This window comes from bacterium, from assembly GCA_021371935.1.
Classification (GTDB): Bacteria; Armatimonadota; UBA5829; order UBA5829; family UBA5829; genus UBA5829.
In genome coordinates this window covers 201307-223334 of sequence record JAJFVF010000006.1, presented here as the reverse complement: position 1 = coordinate 223334, position 22028 = coordinate 201307, and the positions used below count along the sequence as shown (strand labels likewise).

Genomic DNA, 22028 nt, shown 5'->3' with positions numbered 1-22028 from the left:
GACAGATGACTGCCGACGAATTTCGGCTTTTTGACTGAGAGAACATATGAGATTCGGATGCTGTGCGAACCTGGATGATATCCAGGCCGTTCAGGATGCTGGTTATGATTACATTGAGCTGCCTGCTGCTCTGGTCAAGGCGGAGTCGCCCGACTCCGAGTTTGAGGAGACGCTCGCTCTCGTCCGGTCGTATGAAATAGTCCCCGAAGTCTGGAACTCGCTTCTTCTTGAAGATATGAAAGTAACCGGCCCCGAGGTTGATACATATCGCATAGAGAGGTATATGCGCACAGCATTCCATCGTATCGAGGAACTCGGAGGCGAGATTGTTGTATTCAACAGTCCAGATGCAAGAAATATTCCCGAAGGCTTCTCTGATGATGAAGCCAGGCAGCAAATAATCGAGTTTGTCACTCTGGCCGGACGTATATCCGGCACCCATGGAATTACAGTTGCGATTCAACCTATAAGCTCTGCCGAATGCAATATGGTAAACACACTTGCCGATGCTCTTCAAATCGTGCATGATGCACATCACCCGTTTGTGAAACTGACTGCTGATCTTTATCAGATGAACCAGGAGAATGAGGGTCTGGATCAAATAATCAGGGCGCGCGCCGAAATCGTTCATGTTCACACATCCGACTATTCGCAGCCAGACTTTCTGGAAGTCCTCAAAGAAATTGGCTATAACGAGCGTATTTCAGTCAATTGTCGTGAAAGTGGCTCTGGTTCCGAGGCACTTCACCATCTCCGCAGACTCTACAGCGAAATCTTCTACTGAAATCTGATGCACTTGGGTATGAACATGGCGCATTACTCTCTAATGTGAGGGGAGCGTCATGAGATACGAACTGACAAACCCGCCAAATTTTGAGCATGCAAGGCAATCGGCGCCAATAGCCTATCTGCCATGGGGCGCTCATGAGTGGCATGATAAATATAATCCTCTCGGGACAGATACATTGAAAGCCCAGGGAATATGTGAGGAGTTGTGCGCTCAAACCGGCGGAGTGGTGTTTCCAGGAGTATATTGCGGTCATGGCACGATCAAAGGTGATGCCGAAAGCAGCTTCACCCTAGAGTTCAGCAGGGAATGTGTTGAACTGCTGGCCACTGAGTATCTACGTCAACTTGCAAAGGCTGGGTTCAAAGTAATTGTGGTCCTGATGGGTCACTACGGCTGTGAGCACATGGAAGCCATACGCGAGGTGGTATCCGATTTTAATGATAGCCATGATGATTCGGTTGCATGGGCATTTGCCGATTTCGATATGGTTGGTTCCGGGGGCTGCCCAAACATTGGTGATGCCTGTTTTGAGACATCATACATAATGTATCTCCATTCCGAGCTTGTGGATACTTTGTGTTTACCGGGGGAATGCGAATCTCTTGCGTCGTCGGCAAGAGGCAGAGCTGCAGTGAATATGGTAGTCGAAACAGCTTCGGCCGAGATTCAAAGACTGCTCAAGTCCAAATTGTCTGCCTGATTGAATATTTCTGTTCCTGCCATGCTGAGTTTGACGATCAAACACTTCGATGATATAATACGACGGTGGACGGCTGGCGAAACGTAATGATCGCCGGCTTTTTTGCATGATACTATGACATTATCAGCTACGGCGTTCAGCTTGAGGGGACGGATTAATGGAGTTCTGCCCCGAGTAGCGAAACCCGCGAGATATACAGGCGGCGAACTCAACTGTGTTGTGAAGCCGCTGGATGAGGTGAGCGTAAGGATTGCGCTCGCTTTCCCGGATGTTTATGAAGTCGGCATGTCGAATCTCGGGTTGAGGATTCTCTATCACATCCTCAATTCCGATGCGCACACTGCCGCCGAGCGTGTTTTTGCGCCTGCATTCGATATGGAAGAACAAATGCGGAGCGCGGGCATTCCTCTCTTCTCGCTGGAGTCATCGCTGCCGGTAAAGGACTTCGATATAGTAGGCTTTTCATTGGCCTATGAGATGAGCTACACAACCGTCCTCAACATGCTGGATCTCGCCGGGATTCCCATATTTGCGTCTGAACGTACGAATGATGATCCGGTCATAATCGCCGGGGGTCACTGTGCTGCAAATCCCGAGCCTATGGCTGATTTCATCGATGCGTTCGTGATAGGTGACGGCGAGGAAGTTGTTCTGGATATAGTGGGCACCTATCGCACGGCAAAGGGCGATAGGAAGCGCGTGTTGCATGCGTTATCTGAGATTGAGGGCGTGTATGTGCCGAGCTTGCGTAGTCTCGATACCCATATAAATGCCAGGCGCGTGGTTGACTTGGAGCACGCACCGTTCCCGGACAAACTGGTCGTGCCGTTTACAGAAACGGTACATGACCGGGTTGCACTTGAGATAATGAGAGGCTGCAGCAGAGGCTGCAGATTTTGCCAGGCGGGCATGTTGACCCGGCCTGTGCGCGAACGCTCTCTGCCGACGCTGTGCCGTCAGGCGAAGACGCTCCTTGACAATACTGGTTATGAAGAGGTTGCCCTTACATCGCTTTCCAGCGCTGATTATTCGCGCATAGGCGATTTGGTGCACACTTTGATAGACACACACGAGGCTGATAAGGTGGGTATATCGCTGCCGAGCCTGAGAGCCGATGCTGAGTGTGTGCATCTGGCGGCTGATATTCAGAGGGTCAGAAAGAGCGGGCTGACGTTTGCGCCCGAGGCCGGGACTCAGCGCCTGCGCGATGTGATAAACAAAAATGTGACTGAAGATGATTTGCTAAATGCCGTCGAGGCAGCCGTAGATTACGGCTGGAGAAGGATTAAACTATATTTTATGATTGGGCTGCCGACCGAAACTGACGAAGATCTCGAATGTATCGGCAGGCTGGTAACAAGTGTGATCGATATTGGTCGAAGACACAGGGCTCCACTGACCCTCAACGTGACGCTCTCGCCGTTTGTGCCCAAACCTCATACACCCTTCCAATGGCGTGCGATGGCGACTTTGGAGGAACTGGAGCGCAAAATTTCCGTTGTAAGGCCACTGTTGCGCGGTAAGAATATTTCACTTAGCTGGCATGACCCAAGGTGCAGCCGGATTGAGGCTGCGCTTGCCAGGGGCGATAGACGACTCGGTAAAGTGATTTTTGGTGCATGGGAGCGCGGCGGCAGGCTTGAGCAGGATAATTTCGATCATGAGCGCTGGCAGTGTGCATTTGAGTCGGCTGGGTTGAATATTACGGATTTTGCTAATCGTGAGATTCCAAAGGATTCGGCTTTGCCTTGGGATCATATAGATGTGGGTGTATCGAAAGAATTTCTTGCGCGCGAAGATGAAAAGGCTTCGACTGGCGATACGACGCCGGATTGCCGTTTGGGAACATGCTCGGCCTGCGGTGTCCGCAAGCAGATGGTTGGAGCGAAGTGTCCGCCTGAAATGTACCAAGCAACCCTTCACCCCCAACCAAATACTCAATCTAAAATACTAGATACTCAATTTTGTCGTGTGATGATTACCTTCAGCAAGGGTGAAAGCATTCGATGGATTGGTCATCTCGATCTGTTGAGAGTATTTGAGCGTGCAGTCAGGATGTCTGGAATTGACATTGTATACAGCCAGGGGTTCAATCCCCGGGCGAAGATGTCAATCGCATCCGCGCTTCCTCTTGGCGCGACAGCTGATGCCGAACTGATAACTCTGAGCATCCATCCTCCAATCGACCTCAAAGATATCGTTTCAAGGCTTCAGTCAGCGCTGCCCGAGGGGATAAAGCTGCATAATGCCGAGGTTCTTGCTGAGAATAAGAGAGGACCCGACGTAACAGGCAGCGAACTTATAGTTGAACTCAGCCTGCCGAGCGGTCGGTTTGCCGCCGATCTACAAAACGCAATCGATCGGCTCCTGAGCAAGTCTGCAATAATTCGTGAGCGTGAAAAGCGTGGAACCATAGATATTCGCCCCGGAATAGCGTCTATAGAGTTGTGTGACCCGCAAGGCAATCGTATTCGTATGAGGCTCAGGCACCTTCAGTTCACCGTAAAGCCCGCCGAGATTGTTGAAGAGTTAGCCGGAGATATTCCGGAAATACGCATTATATCGGTCCATCGGTCGGCACTGCTGAATGGTGAGCTTTAATTATAACTAGATAGAACTTTGCGTTGTAGAATGTCATTACACAATGCGAAATCTGCTTTTACAATGCCAGGTTCATAGCAGGTTGCATTCCTTACAAAGTGAAAGCAGGCCTGTGTCATTCTCGCGAAAGCGGGAATCCAGATATTAATCTTTCGTCAGAACGCCGATTACTGGATTCCCAGTCAAGCTGGGAATGACAAAAACCTGAGACGTTTTTTGTTGTGCAATGAGTAGCGCAATCTGAAATTGCGTTATTTATGATTCGGTCGCGATCGGATATCGCGCCCGAACTTGTAAGAAATTTACTGAACACTGGACAACGAAAGGAGGTGATAATGCATGTCCAAAGAGATAATTGTAAATGTTGACACACGTGAGACCCGCGTGGCTCTCGTCGAATCCGGCAAACTTGTCGAGCTTCATGTGGAGCGTGAAGAGCGTGTGGTCGGCAGCATATACAAGGCCAAGGTCGCGAATGTGCTTGTCGGGATGGATGCGGCGTTTGTCGATATCGGGTTGGAACGCAACGCGTTTTTGTATGTCGCGGATGTTTTGCCGGAGATGGATGATGAATATCCCAGCGCCCGAAAAGAGAGCGGCAAGCATCATCTGAAGATTCGAGATGTCGTAAAGACCGGCCAGGATGTTCTGGTGCAGGTCGTGAAAGGTCCGCGGGGCACCAAAGGCGCCCGTGTATCGACCAGAATATCACTGCCGGGCCGCTATCTTGTGCTGATGCCCGAGGCCGACAACATCGGGATTTCGAGGAAAATTGAGAGCGAAACTGAACGTGACCGTCTCAAAAAAATAGCGGAGGGCATAAGGCCGCTCGGTTATGGAATGATAGTTCGGACAGAGGCGGAAGGCCGCGGCGAAAATGAGCTTCGTGGTGATCTGGAATTCCTGATGAGAATGTGGAACCAGATACAGGAAAAGTCCACAAAGGTCGCTGCGCCGGGGCTGGTGCATCAGGATTTGAGTCTGATCTACAAGATGATACGCGATGTATTCGGTTCGGACGTATCCAAGATGATTATCGATTCCCCGGTCGACTACGAAAAGGCTGTCGAACTGATCGAACTCAGCTCTCCAAAGATGCGTTCCAGGCTGTTTTTGTATGACGAGCCTGAGCCCATCTTCGAACATTTCGGAATCGAATCTGAGATAGAGAGTTCGCTGCGGCGCAAAGTTTGGCTCAAATCGGGTGGTCACCTGACCATTGACCCGACAGAGGCCTTGACTGCGATCGATGTCAACACCGGCAAGTTTATCGGTTCCACCAGCCTGTCGGACACAATTTTGAAGACTAATCTTGATGCCGTCAATGAGATCACAAGGCAGCTTAGGTTGCGTGATATCGGCGGTATCGTAGTGCTCGACTTTATAGACATGGTCAATGTAAAGGACAGGCAAAAGGTCGTAGCGGCCATGGAACGCGAACTGCGCAAGGACCGTACGCGGACCAAGATATGTCATATCAGCCCGTTGGGTCTTATCGAGATGACCCGAAAGCGCACCGGCGAGACTCTCAACGAGATTGTGACGGAACCATGCCCGTATTGTCAGGGTAGGGGACGGGTTGAGAGTGCGGACACGGTGAGCCTGCGGATCGAGCGCGACCTGCGGCATCTGGTTGCAGATATGGATGAAGAAGCGTTTATGGTCACAGCAAACCCGGATGTGGTGATGTATCTGATCGGCAGCGGCGGCGAAGTGATCGACGAGATCGAGCGCCGCCTCAAACGTGCGATATATGTACGTGCAAGCGAGACTCTCCATATCGAAAAATACGAGATCGTTCCGGGCAATTTGCAGGAGATGGACGCTCAGATGACACCTTGGCGCAAGGGGGAGACCATCGAGTGCCAGGTTGTACGCAATCCGTTCTCGATGCTTCCCAAGGCGAGCGCATGGCTGGACGGATATCTTGTGGAGCTTGAGAACGGCGGCAAATATGTAGGTCGCCGTGTGAAGGCGAAACTTACCGATATTCACCGGTCGTATGCATTTGGAGAAGTTGCGACTTCCGAAAAGTCTATTGACAAGCCCGCGCGCTCGTGATAATATAGGTGGTTAGTCAATCATGGAGTATACTCATCCCTCCAGGTGCGCAACATCTGGGGGATGCTGGTGAATAGTTTATTTAGTAATGGGGGTTCGAAGTGTACGCCATAATCAAAGCTGGTGGCAAGCAATACGCAGTAGCACAAAACGATGTGATCGCCGTCAACAGACTTGCCGCGAATGAGGGCGATGAGATAGTCATAAATGAAGTGATGCTTGTCTCTGATGATAAGGGAGTCAACATCGGTACCCCGTATGTAGCTGGGGCGAAGGTCGTGGGCAAAGTGATGAAGCACTATAAAGGCCGCAAGGTCAACGGCTTCACCTACAAGCCAAAGAAAGATTCGCACAGACGTTACGGCCACAGGCAGTGCCTTACTAGTCTGGCGATTACAGATATCAAGGGTTAAGTGTTATGTTATGAGTTAGGTGTTTCAGACACAGTAACTCATAACTCACAACTCATAACAGAGGTTTTATCATGGCTCATAAAAAAGGTATGGGTAGTACCAGAAACGGCAGAGACTCCAACCCGAAACGGCTTGGTGTCAAAGAATTCGCCGGCGAGAAAGTGACTGCAGGAAGCATACTTGTCCGCCAGCGGGGCACTCCGCTGCATCCCGGCATCAATGTCGGCAAGGGCAAGGACGATACGCTATACTCTCTGATCGATGGGTTCGTCAAGTTCGAGACAGGCAACGGCAGAAGGAAAGTAAGCGTATATCCTGAAGCCGGGTAGATTTATCTAATAGTTTAAATAATAAAGGGATGTCCATATGGGCATCTCTTTTTTTGTACTACTATTATTTGTAGGAATTGCGCTGATAGCCACCAATGTATTGGGATTGCAACACGAACAACCGCAGCCAAAGCTCCAGCAGTCGGTAAATTTCGTTTCTCACAAAAAAATATGGATAAGCAGCGTCTTAATCTATGGAGGTCTTTCCAGTGGCAATATGAGCGTGAATGCGGTAGACCGGACAATGAAACTAAGGAGTAGACGATCTATGATGCGGACGATATCGTTTTTGTGCTTGATGATCGCAATCGTATTGGCTCCGGCCAATTGTCTATGGGCAGTCGGGAGGGTCAATGTTGACCCAAATGTCACAGGCGTGCAAACGGCAGCCGATTCGTCGGACATTGCCACGAAACTTGAGCAAAAGGCAGCTTATCAAGCCGAGCAGAAAAGCGTCAGTTCCATATTGTCTGATTTGAGCGTTCTATCAGGAATTAAATTCCAAGCAGGCATAAACAAAAACGACTGGCAAGTGCGCGATCGTAAAATGGTCATCCTTGCAAAAGATACTCCTCTTGTCGACCTGATGAACTCCATTGCCCGCGTTATGAACTTCAAATGGAAGCGTACTGAAGATAAAGGAACATGGACTTATCTTCTGTATATGGATAGAAAGGCCATTCTTGACAGCAGTCTCAGATGCGAACGCGAAGAGACTAAACGTAATGAGTCACGCCAGAAAGTGCTTGACGAGAGTGCGCAGGATGCGGAACTGAGCGAAGAGGACTTGGCAAAACTGAAGGAAGCGGATCCGGCCAGGTATCTCTATTCGGAGATGGGCTTTTCCAACTTCTTTAAAAAGTTTGTGAGTGAGTCTTCGGCTGCTGCAAACGCCTTTGCAACAGGTGATGTAGCTGTGGTAAATGCTTCGCAGCTCTCAGCATCCACCAAAGAAGCCATGCGCCAGTTTCTCTTGAACTTGTTGGCAACCGCATATGATGGACAGAACTTATCTGAGCTTGTTGAACGCGTAAACGATGTTGATAACGTGTATATTCATGTCAATAGAAACTCGATTCGCATGTGTCCGTCATATGTGCTGGGCGTTTTGTCGTTTACCGACGATGAATCGAATGGCATATGCGGTCTGCCTATTACGGATCCCAACAGCCGCACTGGGCAGGTGGCTGCGGAAATAGGGACCCAGGCGCTTGAGGAGGAGCGGCCTGTCACTTCTGAGGAAGAACAGGCAATCGAAAAAGCAACGGAGGTGGATGATAAAGCAATCGAGACTTTGGAACCGAAGGTGGACCATACGGATGGCCTTACACCTGATCCCAAGATCAAGTTGAGTGTCACAAATGGAACACTTGCCGATGTCCAAGATGCCGTTTCTGAGGCGACCGGATTTGCAGTTGTATCAGACAGCTTCGTAAGCAATTCAAAGAAGATCAGCATTGTTTCCGATGAGATCGAGCTTACGAGTGTCTTGAATATGATTCAAAACACATATAACTATAACTGGACTAAGAAAGGCTCAACACTCGAGTTTCAAGACAGAGACTGGGTTAGAAAAAGACGGGTTCAAATCCCGGACGCCTGGGTGGATTGTTGGCGGGAAGCGTTAATGAAAGATGGATATCTGAACATTAGTTATCTTGCGCAGTTGGCAATGTTGGAACCCGACCAACTTTCTGAAAATATTAGTGATGACAGCGTGCTTGGAGATACCACACTGACGGATACGGTCACAGACAACAGATCACTGCTCAGGTTTTATGCGGCTTTGAGTGCTTCAGAACGAAGGGCACTGTCTTCCCCAAAAGGGCTTGCCTTATCCAATCTTGACCCAAGCAAACAGACAGCCGTAACTGCATTGCTTTCAGGATATCCTTCGACGTTGCTGCAAGACGATAATGAGTTTGTGGTGGCAGTCAGCTCTTCACAGACTCTGGATCAGCACATATACACGTTCAAAATAACCTCGGCTGATGGACAGACTATTATTACCTCACAGGTTGTCGCTCCCAGTTGGAAGAAATCCAAAGAGCCGACGGCAAAGTCTTGTTCCGGCAGTGTGCAACACAACAACGATACATTACAAGGAGAAAACAAATGAACAAGAAACACTGGATTGCAGTATCTGCGATAGTAGTCATGACGCTTCTGATAGGTGGCTGCGTTAATAGGTCCAGGGCCAATTTGCCTGAATGGGCGCCCAAAAACCCATCGCCTGAGTTTTGTAATGCGTCGAAAGTTTTATCGGGATCATTACCACAAGGCGTGTCCCAGGATTCAGATGAAGCCCGTTTCCATGCTATTCTGGTGCCTGCCTGGGAATTTTTTGGGACATTGAGCAGTGATCAGATAAATAGTCTAAAAGCCAGCAAAAGTGTGACTTTGCCTTGCACTTCATTGACCGCAAAACAACGAGGGGCACTTGATAACTATTTCAAGATATACCGGCAGGTTATGATAAATCCCACTGGTGAATGGCCGAGTGATGAACTGGCAGAACTGTATAAGTTAGGAGCAAAGAACGATTTGTCGAATGTGGACTTGGTCGTAGACATTCGCGCAAGTGGTTTGGTGCGTTTCGGGTGCACAATACGGCAGCAGAATGGAGCGACAGGCAATGTGCTGCCACTCACTGGCTTGGGAACCGTTAAGCTAGACCACAAATAACTGCCGGCGGAGGTCACATCTTTCGAAATGCCTATTGACAAGTTCTTGCTTGTATGACAAATACATTATGGTTGACTCATATTTTTATGATCGGGGATACTCCTGCTCCGGCCTGTTTTTGTGGGCATCCGTGCCCACAACTCCACTCTACTAATTTCAACTCCTCAGAAGGAACTCGCGCCCGACCGCAAGAACGGTAATATGTGCGCACAATGTGCGCATGAAAGACTGTGAATTAAGGAGTTTGATCGTGCCCGATAAATATTATTTGTGTTCGGAGACCCATTGGGACCGCGAATGGTATGGAGAGTTTCAGCAGTTCAGGATGCGTCTGGTGCGCCTTATGGACAAGCTGCTCGATATATTCGACACTGATCCCAACTATAAATGCTTCAATCTTGACGGCCAGAGCGTCGTGCTCGAGGATTACCTCGAGATAAAACCGGAGCGTGAGGCGGAGATCCGCAAAAGGATAGGCGAGGGCAAGCTGGTAGTGGGGCCATGGTATATCCTGCCCGATGAGTTTCTTGTTACTGGCGAGTCCACCGTCCGTAACCTTGAATTTGGCCGCAGAATCGCAGAAAGGTTCGGCAAACCGAGTAATGCAGGCTATCTGCCGGATACATTCGGCCATTTCAGCCAGATACCGCAAATCCTGAATCAGTGGGGGATAGACAACGCCATTTTGTGGCGCGGTATATCGGGCGATGAATATAAGAATGAGCTGATCTGGGAGTCTCCCGACGGCTCCCGCGTGCTGCTGACGCATATTCATGAGCAATACGGATACTGCACGGCTGCGCTCTTTGTCGGATCCACCCCCTGGATCATCCGAAAGCAGCTCCTGGATTCCGGTAAGCGTCATGATGAACTGGCCACGGGCAATATGGCTGCCGAGACGCTAATTGCCGCATGCGCTGATATCAAGAAGAAAGCGGCGACAAACTGCCACATTCTCTTTAACGGCGTCGACCACATGGAGGCCAACCCAGAAATCCCGAGTATCATCAAGAAAGCTAATGAAAAGCTCAAGGACGGCGAGATTGTCCAGGCGTCGTTTGATGAGTATGTCGAGGCGCTCAGGGAAGCCGTCAAGGGCAAGGATCTGCAGGTGATTTGTGGTGAACTGCGCGATACTGTATGGGCGGAGATCGGCACCGGGATCATCCTTAATGGTGTATTGTCGTCCCGGATATATCTTAAGCAGCAGAACCAGGAATGCTGCACGCTGCTCGAGAACTGGGTTGAGCCGTTCAGCGTTTTCAATACGCTTATCGGCGGCAGTTATGAGAAAGGGCTTATCGAAAAGGCATGGCAGTGGGTCCTCAAGAACCATCCTCACGACTCAATTGGCGGATGTTCCATCGACGCCGTGCATCGACAGATGGAGACCCGCTTCGAGTGGGCGAAAGATATCGCGGATAACCTGCTGCAATTTGTGTTTACGGACATACTGGAGAACGTAAAGATAGACGGCCTTGCCGATGATGAATATGCGTTTGCGGTCTTTAACCCGAGCCAGGAGCAGCGTTCGGACTGGATGGAGGTCGAAGTCGAGATTCCATACAACGCAAAGGACCCGGCGAATGATGCCGACATCCGAGGGGTTCTGATTACCGATATGGACGGCAACCAGCAGAAGTTCTGGCTCAACAGCTTCGAGCGCAAAGTGATAAACAGGCCGTCCGCTCGCAAATTCTGCACCGCCGATATGCGCCCCGTCTTCAATTTCAGCTTATGGGCACAGGATATTCCGGCGTGCGGCTACAAGGTATTCAAGTTCAAGGTCATAGACAAGCCCAACTGTATGTTTGGCAGCATGATCCCTGAACGCGATGTCATGGAGAATGACTATCTGCGTGTGGAGATAAATCCCAACGGCACGCTTCGTCTCAAAGAGAAGTCGACAGGTCATATCTATGAGAACCTGCACTACTTCGAAGACGGCGGTGACAACGGCGGCGGATATGCATACTCATTCCCCAAGAGCGATGAGGTATATACCAGCCTGTCCGAAAATGCCGAAATATCCATGATCGAAAACTCACAGGCCAGAGCCGCATACAAGGTCAGGATCACTATGAACCTGCCCGAGTCGCTGGACGCTACGAATCAAGCCCGCTCGACAGTCAGAAAGCCTCTAGTGATCGAAAGCGTCATCTCTATGGGAGCGGATTCACGACGTGTGGATATCGAGACGAGCCTGATGAACACAGTCAGTGACCACCGCCTGCGGGCTGTCTTCCCATCATATCTGGATGCTGATATATCCTCCGGCGAGGCTCAGTTCGATGTGGTCGACCACCCCGTGTTTATAAAGCAGCCGCCTCTTGAGTTGTGGAAAGAGGACCAGCCAAAGCAGTTTGCTCAAAAGAGTTTTTCGTCAGTAAGTGATGGAACGAAAGGTCTCACCATTGCCAATATCGGTCTGCCTGAATACGAAGTGACCGCCGACCATGAAAGAGCCATTGCGATCACGCTGCTGAGAGCTGTCGGTTATCTGTCGACCGCATATAAGAACACACGGCAGGGACCCGCCGGACCCATTATTGCAACGCCTGAGGCTCAGATGCTGGGTAGGAGACTTACATTCAAATACAGCATAATACCGCACGCGGGCAAATGGAACGAGAGCCATGCTCAGCATGAGGCTCATGCCTTTGTGCAGGGGCTGAGGGCTATGCCGGTGCTGTATACCGGCGAATCAGCCAAACTGCCGACTCAGTTCTCATTTGTGAGCATCGAGTCGGACAATGCGATGCTTTCCAGCGTGAAACAATGCGAGGATGGCAAGGGATTTGCTTTAAGACTCTGGAACGGCACCCAGAGTCCTGCAAAGGCCAAAGTGTCGCTGTTCAAATCACTTTCCCAAGTGTGGCTCTCTAACTTGCGAGAGGACAGCGTTGAAGAGCTTGCCAGCGGCAACGAGTTGACTATCGATCTTCCGGCAAAGAAGATACAAACGCTCAAGCTGGCTGACTAGACCTGGACGAATTAATTGCTAATGGGTCGGGGCATCTTTGTCCCCGATCCATTTTTGCAAGTATTCCCGGTGGCCTGCTGCTATGACTCAAAAATGCTTAGATTCACCAATTCTGTAATGCAGTTATCACTTCACCGCCGATCCTCAATGCTTGACAGTCATGATAGACTGTTAATGGCTCTGGAGAAGTCTTTTAGCAATGCCATACTATCGACGTAACTTATATGTGCTCTCACTCACGATCTTCCTCGCGGCGGCAAGCTGGAACCAGGTAATACCATTCCTGCCACTTTTCCTCAAAAAAATGAATGTGGGTAATAACCTGCTTGAATGGGTGGGCATCGTATTTGCTGCTCAGTCTGTTGCGGCGATCATCGCTCAGCCGTTTTGGGGCAAGGTGGGAGACAGTTACGGGCGTAAGGCGATGGTTATACGGGCGGGCTTTTGTCTGGCCGGTGTCTACCTTGGGATGAGCATGTCCACAGCGCCATGGCATCTGGCTTTTTTCAGATTTTTGAACGGTGCTCTGACAGGTTTCATTCCCGGCTCCATCACTCTTATTGCGACGAATACACCTGAAGAGTATGCACCGCGCTCAGTGGCGACTGCTCAGACAGCTTCCGCCGCAGGGTTGATAATCGGTCCGGCAATCGGTGGGCTCCTTGCTGCAGCGGTGGGCTATAGAGGCGCAATGCAGATATCAGCGATAGTTGACCTGATCGCAACATTGCTCGTATGGCGGCTGGTCCAGGAACCCAATAAGCCGGTTGCCATAGAAAAGACGAGCCTGATACAGGACTTTGAAGTCGCGTTCAAGTCGCCTGTGCAAGTCTCGATACTTTTCGCAGTGTTTCTGGCATGGGTCTTCAGCAATGCGATCAATCCATATCTGCCGCTTCATTTGGGCAGTCTTGGCGCCAAGGAATGGCTGGTCGGCATTATATTCACACTGCCTGCGCTGGCGTTCATACTTGTAGCCCACCAGTGGACCGGCCTTGGAGAACGCATCGGTTACGAGAGAGTAATCATAATTGGCCTCTTGGGGTGCGGGGTTTTTACGGCCATACTGACTGTTATGTCCAGCGTGTGGCTGTTTGCGGTTGTGTACTTTATGAACGGACTATGGATAGCCGCAGTCCAGCCGAGCACGGGTGCGCTCACCTGTACAAAGGTTGAAGAGAGTTTTCGCGGAAGAGCATATGGCATCCAGCAGTCGGCAGGGACACTGGGCGCTCTGTTTGCTCCACTCGCTGCCGGCAAGATCGGCGGCATATTTGGTCTCCGTTCAATTTTCCTCTTTACAGGGATGTGTTTGCTGATCGGTGCGGGTGTATTCAAATGGCTTGTCGCCAGGTGGAGATCGGCCATCAAACTCAACGGCTAGCTGAGTTTGTTTGCTGCTTAGGATTGGGTAAAGCCATAGTGACATAATCCAAATTTTCCCTTGATGGTTTGGAGGTCACATATGGGCGGGGTTAAACTGGGTCGGCTTTTCGGCTTTGAGATAAGCATAGACTGGTCATGGCTTTTGATTTTCTTCCTGGTGGTCTACACTCTGGCAAGCGGATATTTTCCACATTTCTATCCTGAACTGGACGTCGCCACAAGTTGGGGGATGGGTGTGCTGGCGGCTCTGCTGCTCTTCGCGTCCGTGCTGGTGCATGAACTCAGCCACAGCATAGTCTCCAGAAAATACGGCACGCCGGTAAGAGGGATAACACTCTTCCTGTTCGGCGGTGTATCCCAGATGAGCGATGAGCCGAAATCCGCCAGGGAAGAGTTCTGGATGGCGATAATAGGTCCTATAACGAGCTTTGCGTTGGCCGCATTCTTTTATCTGCTTGGCGGGATAGGTGAAGGGTCTGACTGGCCTGTGCCGATAGTTGCGGTGTTGGGCTATTTGGCATTTATAAATCTCCTCTTGGGTGCGTTCAATCTGGTGCCTGGATTTCCTCTTGATGGCGGAAGGGTGCTGCGCTCGATCATATGGGGCGCCACAGACGACCTTGCCAAAGCGACACAGTGGGCGTCATATTCGGGGCAGGGCTTCGGATATGCGATGATGGCCTTTGGTTTCTTTATGATCCTCGGAGGAAACCTGATAGGTGGGCTATGGCTGATCTTTATCGGCTGGTTTCTCACCGGTGCGGCTCGGCAGAGCTATGAGCAGCTTCTTATCAGGCGGGCTTTATCCGGGGTGCGAGTCGATCAGGTGATGACTACGGATGTCCCGGAGATACCCGCCGACCTGAGCGTGAGACAGTTTGTGGACGAGCAGCTTTTGCGCCATGAATATTCGTGTTATCCGGTTATGGCGGGTGAGAATGTGGTCGGGGTGGTAGGCGCAGAAGAGGTGCGGACTGTACCGTCGAACCTTTGGGATATGACCAAGGTCGGCGAGATCATGCACCGCATAGACGGTGAGTACGAAGTGACCTCAGAGGATGATGCATGGGTTGCGCTGACAAGGCTCAGCTCTGAAAATGTCTGCCGGTTGATGGTGGTTGAAGGCGATCACCTAAAGGGCACTGTGGGGCGCGACTCGGTGTTCAGGCTCATCCAGACCAAGCTCAGGTTGGGAATGTGATGCAAGTGGAAAGCTGAGAGTCCAGAAATCTTTTGAATAAACGAAGGTATGTCCCGACTGTCGTCTAACTATCCTACTGAAACCAACCACTCAGAGGATAATATGACACCCAAAGAACGAATGCTCATTGCAATGCAAAATGGCAAACCGGATCGCGTACCCTGCGCGCCGGACATATCGACCATGATCCCCATGCGCCTGCTCGGCAAGCCATTTTGGGAGACTGAGATGGAGTGGAACCCTCCGCTCTGGAAAGCCTATATCGAGGCAGTCAAATATTTCGGGATTGACGGCTGGTTCACATATGGTGACCTCAGTCTCAGATGCGATGATAAGAATAAATACGAGCAGAAAGTGGTCAGCCGGGACTCCGAGCGGATAGTGGTGGCATATAAGTGCGAGACCCCTGCGGGAGTATTGACTTCCGAGACCACATTTTTTGTCGCCGATTCCGCTTCTCCCACCGAGAAGCCGATCAAGGACATAAAGCAGGACTTCGACAAACTCAGATACCTCTACCCGGACATTCTGGACTCGGACACAACCCGGCTGGAAGAGATGAGAACCGAACTTGGCGACCTGGGTGCTCTCGGTGTGCCCATCTCTTATCCGGGGTTTCAGATATGGTTCACTCTGGTCCAGAGCGGACTGGAGGGGCTTACATATGCATACATGGACCACTCCGACCTCATAGAAGAATGGCGGGTTATGGAAGAGAAGCGGTCTCTGCGTATGATGGAACTGGCTCTGGATGCAAAACCCGACTTCGTATTGCTGGCAGGCAGCGGATCCATCACCATGCAGTCCCCGGCTATCTTCAAGGAACTGTGTGTGCCGACGATCAAGAAGATGACTGCAATGGCAAAGCAGGCCGGAATCCCGACTATGATCCACAGCTGCGGCAAGGAGAGGATATTGATAGAGATACTTGCCGAGGAGTCGGATTTGAACTGCGTGAACCCTCTCGAGATACCTCCGATGGGTGACTGTGATCTTGCCGATATCAAGCGCGACTTCGGTCACAGGTTTGCGCTCATGGGCAATATCCATACGACTGATGTGATGCTCAACGGCAGTGTGGATGATGTCGAAAGGGCTGCAAAAAAGTGTATCGATGACGCGGCAGAGGACGGCGGCTATATCCTTTCGACCGGTGATCAGTGCGGCAGGGATACGCCGGATGAAAACATATTCAAGCTGGTGGAAGTATGCAAGAGTTACGGTAAGTATGACTGAGAGCTATTTGTTCATTATCAATACAAAGCGCCTCTGAGTCACCGGCTGGCCCGTATCGGATGCGGACTCGATCACAATCTCGTGAAAGCCGTTTGCGAATCTGGTCGTATCCCATCCATACGCTGTGGCGTTGTCGCTAGTCGTATAGACCGTGCGGCCATCGACATAATACGTGGTTATGGAGTCCTCGACCTGCCGCTGCGGCTTTATATCGTATATCCCATATGCGGGTTGGATGCCGGATTTTATAGATGTTCGGCAGTAATCCTCGGCAGTGCGGTTGAGTTCTTTAGCGGCGTAATCAGGGTCGAAAGATGGGAAGAGCAGCCGAATGGCTGTGACTCCCTTTTCCACTTTTCGCGGCTTGCCGAGTTTTTCAAAATAGCCGGTCATGTAGCCAGCGGCAAAAGCATTGTCTATCCTGCCGACCATGCTGGGCACGTCTTCCCACTCGCCGTCATCTATACGCACTTGCGCACGATATGACTGGTTGGGTTTGCCGGGCTGCCATGCAAGGTTGATATAGCCAAAAAAGAGCGGCGGCTTACCTTCCAGAATTGGTTTTGATGAATCCTTTGTCCCGATTATCATGACTTGCGGCTGGTTCACGCCCTGGTCATGAGCATGATAATACGGCTGGACCATAAACCCGCCGCGTGTTTCGACTGCTCCGCCTTCCTGCGTGCTCCATGGGCATACAGGCACGGTCGATATTGTGAGCACTCCCACGTGATTGGTGTTCACTGCTCCGACTCCGGTGAAAGTTGTCGCGTCATATCTGCCTATTCCGAGGACGGGGCTGTCTACCTTCGTGATCTGTTCGCGTGTCCCGTCAGGGTAGATTGCAGTCACATCCCCGCCAATTTTATTCTCAAAGTCTATTTCACGCGGCAAGCGGGTCGGGCGCTTGACCACTATCACGAATGTTTCTCCAGTTATGGGCAGATAGTCCTGCGGCAGAGCCAACAGGTTGTGGTCTCGTTCTACAAAGACAGCGTTGCCTACATACGGCGAAAAGTCACGAAATATAGACTGGCCGGTATGAATATCAAGCTGGATCGCCGATGAACGCGGTATGTGTCCGCCATACCCGTGCGGGATTGACGAGAACTCGCGCGGTGATATGCTGAACATCAGCGGCATCTGAGCTTTACCCACACCCATGGCTGCCTGACCTGTTTTTATCCTGATTCCATGGACGGCGGTTGCCGCGACCGCACCATGAGGAGTATATGAAGAAGCGCTAAAGCCTGTTATCCGTGCGTTGGCAGCTACTTTAACTCGGCCTACCGTGCTGTAGCTGCGGCCTCTATCCAGGCTCACCTGCACAAGCCCGCCGACCTGGTTCAGTATACGAATCCTGTATATTTCTTCTGCCGGAAAATCCATATAGGAAGCCTGACAGCAGATGTTTGGAAATATCAACAGAAACAAACTTGCCAAAAAGTATCTCATAGATAAATTATAACAGGTGAAGGTGATTGGGTCGCATTAATTAAACAGTACATTGCAAAAGCAGTATGCAAGAGGAGTGCAATGAAAAAGACTTATGATCTTTCAACGCTGGACTGGAGTCTTTCCGGTTACACACCGTATGTATGGTGGCTGACCAAGTCTATGGAGGTCGGTGCGACACCTGAAGCTGAAGTGCGATCTATATCGGCGAAAGTACCAGGCTCAGTGCAGGGCGCACTGAGAGGCGCCGGCATCATACCCGATTGGAACGAGGGACTCAACTATCGGGCATGCGAGTGGGTTGAGAACAGACATTGGGTATACAAAGCGGTTTTGCCTGATGATATGATCGAAAGCGGCAAGACCTACCGCCTGAGATGCGATGGCCTCGACTATTCCGGTTGGATTTATCTCAACGGCAAGGAGATAGGCGGGTTTGAGGGCACTTATATCCCACATGTATTCGACATTACTCCTGCCGTCAAGGAATCGGACAATATTCTGCAGATAGTATTCGATCTGCCGCCCAGGTGGCTCGGTCAGCAGGGCTTTACATCTGAGATGACCGAGTGGAAAGCCCGGTTCAATTACACATGGGACTGGGTCGTCAGGCTCGTTCAGATAGGCATATGGGACAGCATCAGCCTGGAAGTGGTGGATGGTGCGGAGATATCCGAACTGAAGTGCTATACCCAGGCCGACTCTGCAAAATCGCTTGAATCGATAAAGATAAAGGGCAAGGTGACCGGCGACAGTGCCTCAGTGCAGGTTGTTCTTTCAGATGGCGGCAAGGCTGTCTGCCAGAAGAGCATATCAGCAGTTGAATTTAATGATAATGGCATTGAGCTTGACGATATGCCTGTCAAGCTGTGGTGGCCTAACGGGCATGGAGATCAGCCTCTTTATGAGCTGGCCGTCAAGCTGCTGGACAAGAATGGAACGGAGCAGGATGCAGTCACAAGGAGGGTCGGGTTCAAGGAAGTGACCTGGCAGCCATGCGAGGGCGCACCTGCGGAGGCCGATCCATGGATATGCGTGGTCAACGGCAAGCCGATCTTCCTGCAGGGAGCCAACTGGACACCGATCCATCCCAACTTTGCCGATACCACCTGTGAAGACTATCGCAAACGCCTGCAAGTCTACAAAGACCTGGGCTTTAATGTAATGCGCGTGTGGGGTGGGGCTATTCTCGAAAGAAAGTGGTTCTATGACTTATGTGATGAGATGGGGATTTTCGTGTGGCAGGAATTCCCGCTCTCATCTTCAGGCTGCGATAACTACCCGCCCGAGGATGAAAAGAGCATCGACGATCATGAAGTCATTGCACGATCATATATAGCGCGCAGACAGCATCATGTTTCACTATTGCTTTGGTGCGGCGGCAATGAGCTGATGTATATCGGCACCAGCAAACCCGTAGATTTCACCCATCCGCTGATAAAGAGATATAAAGAAGTGGTGAAGGCGGAGGATCCGACCAGACGTATTCTGCCGACATCTGCAAGCGGACCCAATGAGTGGGCCGACCCCGCCAATTTCGGTAAAGGTGAGCATTGGGATATTCATGGACCGTGGAAATGCGACGGCAAACTTGCCGAGGACTGGGACCCGCTGTGGGAAAAGGATGATTCCCTCTTCAGGTCGGAGACCGGCGCACCCGGCACAAGCTCTGTTGAGATCATCCGAAGATCGCAGGGCAATCTGGACCCAATGCCCATATCGATCGAAAACCCTCTGTGGAGAAGAACTTCGCTCTGGTGGCTGGAAGCCAATCAATTCAATGCAGAACATGGCCGTCAGCCGCATAATATCGAGGAGTATGTGGCATGGAGCCAGGAGCGTCAGAAGCAGGCGCTTATGTCGGTGGCAAAGGCATGCAAAAACAGGTTCCCGCGCTGTGGGGGAATCATTATATGGATGGGGCACGACTGCTATCCATGCAACGCCAACACATCCATAATAGATGTTGACGGCAACCCGAAGCCTGCTGCTATCGGCCTTGGCGAGATATTCAAAGGCGGCTAGCCCGGATTATGCGCTTAGTGCATAATCCGGGTCTCTGAGAGCATTATTCACGTTTCTCGTGAATAATGCGGGCTAGAAATTCCGTGCTAGAGTATATACATAAACGGACTCGGCTCCCGATTCTTTAAGGACTTTTGCGGCTTCGTTAAGCGTGCTGCCGGTTGTAAATACATCATCGACCAGCAGCACGCGCCTGCCCATCACCAGATCGGGCTGGCGTACTGCGAACGCGCCTTTGATGTTAAGCATACGTTTATCCTCAGGTAGACTGACCTGGTGGCGTGTATTTCTGATTCTGAAGAGCGCGTCAGTTTCCATCGGCACGTATATACGTTTGCAAAGCAGCCTGCACAGTTCTTCGGATTGATTGAACCCACGCTCAATCAGCCGGTTGCGATGAATGGGTATCGGTATGACCATATCGACATCACCGTTAAGCTCCTTGTGGGGGTAGCAACGGATCATCAACTCTGCCAGTTGGTCGACTATGGCAATGTGCATATCATATTTGAGTGCATGGATTGCTTTGCGCAAGGCACCTTCATATAGACCGGCGCTGCATGCCCAATCAAACGCAAATTCCCGGCTCAGGCAGTCCGAGCATATATAGGTTTCGCAGGGAATTGCGCACTTGTAGCAATGCATATCGCCTATGATATCGATCATCTCCACACACTTTGCGCATAGATAGTTTTCGTCTGCAGCGCCGCATGCCAGGCAATATGTTGGGTAGACCAGATCAAGCAGACCGGACCAAAGATCGCGTGCAAGGGTCATCATGTCACTGTGTATTTCAGCAATACCAGGTATTTGCGATTTCCTGGAAACATTGCTGCGACCTGAACTTCATTGCCTCTAATGAGCGCCTGTCCCTCGAACACGTTTCCAATCTTCTGAAGATTTGTCCATTTGCCGTCAATGATTACCGCGACGGCAACAGCTTCAGGGGCGCTGATCTTGAATATCTCGGTTGATCCGGACTTGAGGGATCCGCACATTGGTTGGTAGAGGTGTGCATTTCTTTGATGGAATGTCTCAAATACGGTTGGGAAAGTTTTGTTGTTACCTTGTGAGCTGGCTCGCACGCAGTAATCCGCCGCCCATTCATAATTGCCCGGATCATCGGCGTGCTTTGTGTATAGACGCAGAATATATTCACCAGCCGACGGCAAGACTGCGTTCACCGCAACATGGCTTGCATCTCGCTGGACAAACACCGATGCGCCAGGCACCTTGGTATCACCCCGGTCAACTTCTGCTTTTAGCAGCACGTCGTCCGGTGTTTCCAGCTCAACATTACATGTGCCGGTGCAATTTATTACTCCCTGTGTATGGCTGATGAGCTTGAGCCTGTTGCCAAAGAAAGCCGGTCTGATATATACCAGTAGCTCGAATTCGGACTTTGTAAGAGGCTTGTCAAGAAGCTGCCATGCCGAATTTTCTGGGAAATGGTCGTATATGAACTCTTGTGGATTTGTGAGGAAGTAATGATCTCTTGGTTTGCGGATGAACTTGTTATCGTTATCGACATATCCCGCTCCCCATATACAGTCCAGCAGCCGCCACGATCCATCAATCTTGACCGCATTCCATGCGTGGTCATATTTATCAAATGTGGAACCTGCCCGGTAGCCTTTGCCTCGTGAGTATCCCTCGATCATAACAGACTCAAGCCCCATTCTTTTTGCCAGGGCATTGAAGAAGTTTCCGTATCCGCCGCAGACAGCCAGTCGCGTCTCGAGTATTTTCTCGGGACTCTGGTCGCCGTAATCGCCGGATGTGTATGTTTCCGGGTCGAAGTCAATATTGTGTGTGATCCACGAATAGATCGCACGTGCCTTTTCTACGTCGCTGCAGGCCGGTTTTGAAAGATATTCGGCAAGAATGTCCAGCGACTTCTCAGCGCCGGCCGGCGTTTGGGCTACATATTCATCGATCTGGGCAAAGCGGAACTCATCACAGTATGCGTCAACGCATATTGTGCAAAGCAGCGCCGCCAGGCAAATCGAGAAAGCAATCACACTGATATTTCTTTTGTTCATGCCCTCTCATTCTCCGTATAAATTACAGGCTTACAATTAGCCGATCCCATAATGCCATGTTTTTCTCAAGTTGGCAAGCGCTGAGTTTGATTTTGTGTTTGTGCGAACAAAAAATAACCCC

Annotated in this window: 16 protein-coding genes; 13 read left to right on the top strand and 3 right to left on the bottom strand. The window is 50.7% G+C overall.

The features are described from left to right. Nucleotides 1–46: 46 nt before the first annotated feature. The 12 genes from LLG46_05345 (at nucleotide 47) to LLG46_05290 (ending at nucleotide 16385) form a co-directional block, all read left to right on the top strand. Nucleotides 47–784 (top strand): sugar phosphate isomerase/epimerase, encoded by a 738-nt coding sequence (locus LLG46_05345; GenBank protein MCE5322728.1) that lies wholly within the window; start codon nucleotides 47–49, stop codon nucleotides 782–784. A gap of 58 nt (nucleotides 785–842) precedes the next feature. Then, nucleotides 843–1490 (top strand): creatininase family protein, encoded by a 648-nt coding sequence (locus LLG46_05340; protein MCE5322727.1) that lies wholly within the window; start codon nucleotides 843–845, stop codon nucleotides 1488–1490. A gap of 114 nt (nucleotides 1491–1604) precedes the next feature. Further along, a complete protein-coding gene (locus tag LLG46_05335; protein ID MCE5322726.1) occupies nucleotides 1605–4091 on the top strand; it encodes a TIGR03960 family B12-binding radical SAM protein in 2487 nt (828 codons plus the stop codon). A 339-nt stretch (nucleotides 4092–4430) separates the two neighbouring features. Next, a complete protein-coding gene (locus LLG46_05330) occupies nucleotides 4431–6152 on the top strand; it encodes an Rne/Rng family ribonuclease (GenBank protein MCE5322725.1) in 1722 nt (573 codons plus the stop codon). A gap of 101 nt (nucleotides 6153–6253) precedes the next feature. Beyond that, nucleotides 6254–6565 (top strand): 50S ribosomal protein L21, encoded by a 312-nt coding sequence (gene rplU / locus LLG46_05325; protein MCE5322724.1) that lies wholly within the window; start codon nucleotides 6254–6256, stop codon nucleotides 6563–6565. A gap of 71 nt (nucleotides 6566–6636) precedes the next feature. After that, nucleotides 6637–6894: a 50S ribosomal protein L27 gene (rpmA, locus tag LLG46_05320; GenBank protein ID MCE5322723.1), complete on the top strand. Its 258-nt coding sequence runs from the start codon at nucleotides 6637–6639 to the stop codon at nucleotides 6892–6894. A 268-nt stretch (nucleotides 6895–7162) separates the two neighbouring features. Continuing rightward, nucleotides 7163–9013, top strand: coding sequence for a hypothetical protein (locus LLG46_05315; protein ID MCE5322722.1), 1851 nt, complete (start codon nucleotides 7163–7165; stop codon nucleotides 9011–9013). Further along, nucleotides 9010–9579: a hypothetical protein gene (locus LLG46_05310; protein ID MCE5322721.1), complete on the top strand. Its 570-nt coding sequence runs from the start codon at nucleotides 9010–9012 to the stop codon at nucleotides 9577–9579. Before LLG46_05315 ends, LLG46_05310 begins: the two co-directional genes overlap by 4 nt. 250 nt (nucleotides 9580–9829) lie before the next feature. Then, a complete protein-coding gene (locus LLG46_05305; protein ID MCE5322720.1) occupies nucleotides 9830–12562 on the top strand; it encodes a glycosyl hydrolase-related protein in 2733 nt (910 codons plus the stop codon). Between the two features lie 199 nt (nucleotides 12563–12761). Further along, on the top strand, nucleotides 12762–13946 hold the full coding sequence (locus LLG46_05300) for an MFS transporter (GenBank protein ID MCE5322719.1): 1185 nt from the start codon (nucleotides 12762–12764) through the stop codon (nucleotides 13944–13946). Between the two features lie 81 nt (nucleotides 13947–14027). Continuing rightward, on the top strand, nucleotides 14028–15149 hold the full coding sequence (locus LLG46_05295; protein ID MCE5322718.1) for a site-2 protease family protein: 1122 nt from the start codon (nucleotides 14028–14030) through the stop codon (nucleotides 15147–15149). 102 nt (nucleotides 15150–15251) lie between these two features. Beyond that, nucleotides 15252–16385 carry a hypothetical protein gene (locus tag LLG46_05290; protein ID MCE5322717.1) on the top strand — a complete coding sequence of 378 codons (1134 nt, stop codon included), beginning with the start codon at nucleotides 15252–15254 and terminating at the stop codon, nucleotides 16383–16385. A gap of 3 nt (nucleotides 16386–16388) precedes the next feature. Here the strand turns inward: LLG46_05290 and LLG46_05285 are convergent, their stop codons facing one another. Beyond that, a complete protein-coding gene (locus LLG46_05285) occupies nucleotides 16389–17828 on the bottom strand; it encodes a hypothetical protein (GenBank protein MCE5322716.1) in 1440 nt (479 codons plus the stop codon). Nucleotides 17829–17921: 93 nt separating this feature from the next. On the opposite strand from LLG46_05285, the gene LLG46_05280 reads away from it, so the two are divergent. After that, complete coding sequence (locus LLG46_05280; GenBank protein MCE5322715.1) at nucleotides 17922–19865, top strand: hypothetical protein; 1944 nt, start codon at nucleotides 17922–17924, stop codon at nucleotides 19863–19865. Between the two features lie 72 nt (nucleotides 19866–19937). On the opposite strand, the gene LLG46_05275 is transcribed toward LLG46_05280, so the two are convergent. Both LLG46_05275 and LLG46_05270 read right to left on the bottom strand, forming a co-directional pair. Next, nucleotides 19938–20645 carry a ComF family protein gene (locus LLG46_05275; GenBank protein ID MCE5322714.1) on the bottom strand — a complete coding sequence of 236 codons (708 nt, stop codon included), beginning with the start codon at nucleotides 20643–20645 and terminating at the stop codon, nucleotides 19938–19940. Further along, entirely contained in the window at nucleotides 20642–21907 is a 1266-nt protein-coding gene (locus LLG46_05270; protein MCE5322713.1) for a hypothetical protein, read from the bottom strand. Before LLG46_05270 ends, LLG46_05275 begins: the two co-directional genes overlap by 4 nt. Nucleotides 21908–22028: the final 121 nt, after the last annotated feature.

What these genes read in the sequence shown, in the direction of transcription:
- LLG46_05345 (MCE5322728.1), top strand. Translation starts at nt 47, where the DNA reads ATGAGATTCGGATGCTGTGCGAACCTGGATGATATCCAGGCCGTTCAG.
- LLG46_05340 (MCE5322727.1), top strand. Translation starts at nt 843, where the DNA reads ATGAGATACGAACTGACAAACCCGCCAAATTTTGAGCATGCAAGGCAA.
- LLG46_05335 (MCE5322726.1), top strand. Translation starts at nt 1,605, where the DNA reads ATGACATTATCAGCTACGGCGTTCAGCTTGAGGGGACGGATTAATGGA.
- LLG46_05330 (MCE5322725.1), top strand. Translation starts at nt 4,431, where the DNA reads ATGTCCAAAGAGATAATTGTAAATGTTGACACACGTGAGACCCGCGTG.
- rpmA (MCE5322723.1), top strand. Translation starts at nt 6,637, where the DNA reads ATGGCTCATAAAAAAGGTATGGGTAGTACCAGAAACGGCAGAGACTCC.
- LLG46_05315 (MCE5322722.1), top strand. Translation starts at nt 7,163, where the DNA reads ATGATGCGGACGATATCGTTTTTGTGCTTGATGATCGCAATCGTATTG.
- LLG46_05310 (MCE5322721.1), top strand. Translation starts at nt 9,010, where the DNA reads ATGAACAAGAAACACTGGATTGCAGTATCTGCGATAGTAGTCATGACG.
- LLG46_05300 (MCE5322719.1), top strand. Translation starts at nt 12,762, where the DNA reads ATGCCATACTATCGACGTAACTTATATGTGCTCTCACTCACGATCTTC.
- LLG46_05295 (MCE5322718.1), top strand. Translation starts at nt 14,028, where the DNA reads ATGGGCGGGGTTAAACTGGGTCGGCTTTTCGGCTTTGAGATAAGCATA.
- LLG46_05290 (MCE5322717.1), top strand. Translation starts at nt 15,252, where the DNA reads ATGACACCCAAAGAACGAATGCTCATTGCAATGCAAAATGGCAAACCG.
- LLG46_05280 (MCE5322715.1), top strand. Translation starts at nt 17,922, where the DNA reads ATGAAAAAGACTTATGATCTTTCAACGCTGGACTGGAGTCTTTCCGGT.
- LLG46_05275 (MCE5322714.1), bottom strand. Translation starts at nt 20,645, where the DNA reads ATGATGACCCTTGCACGCGATCTTTGGTCCGGTCTGCTTGATCTGGTC.
- LLG46_05270 (MCE5322713.1), bottom strand. Translation starts at nt 21,907, where the DNA reads ATGAACAAAAGAAATATCAGTGTGATTGCTTTCTCGATTTGCCTGGCG.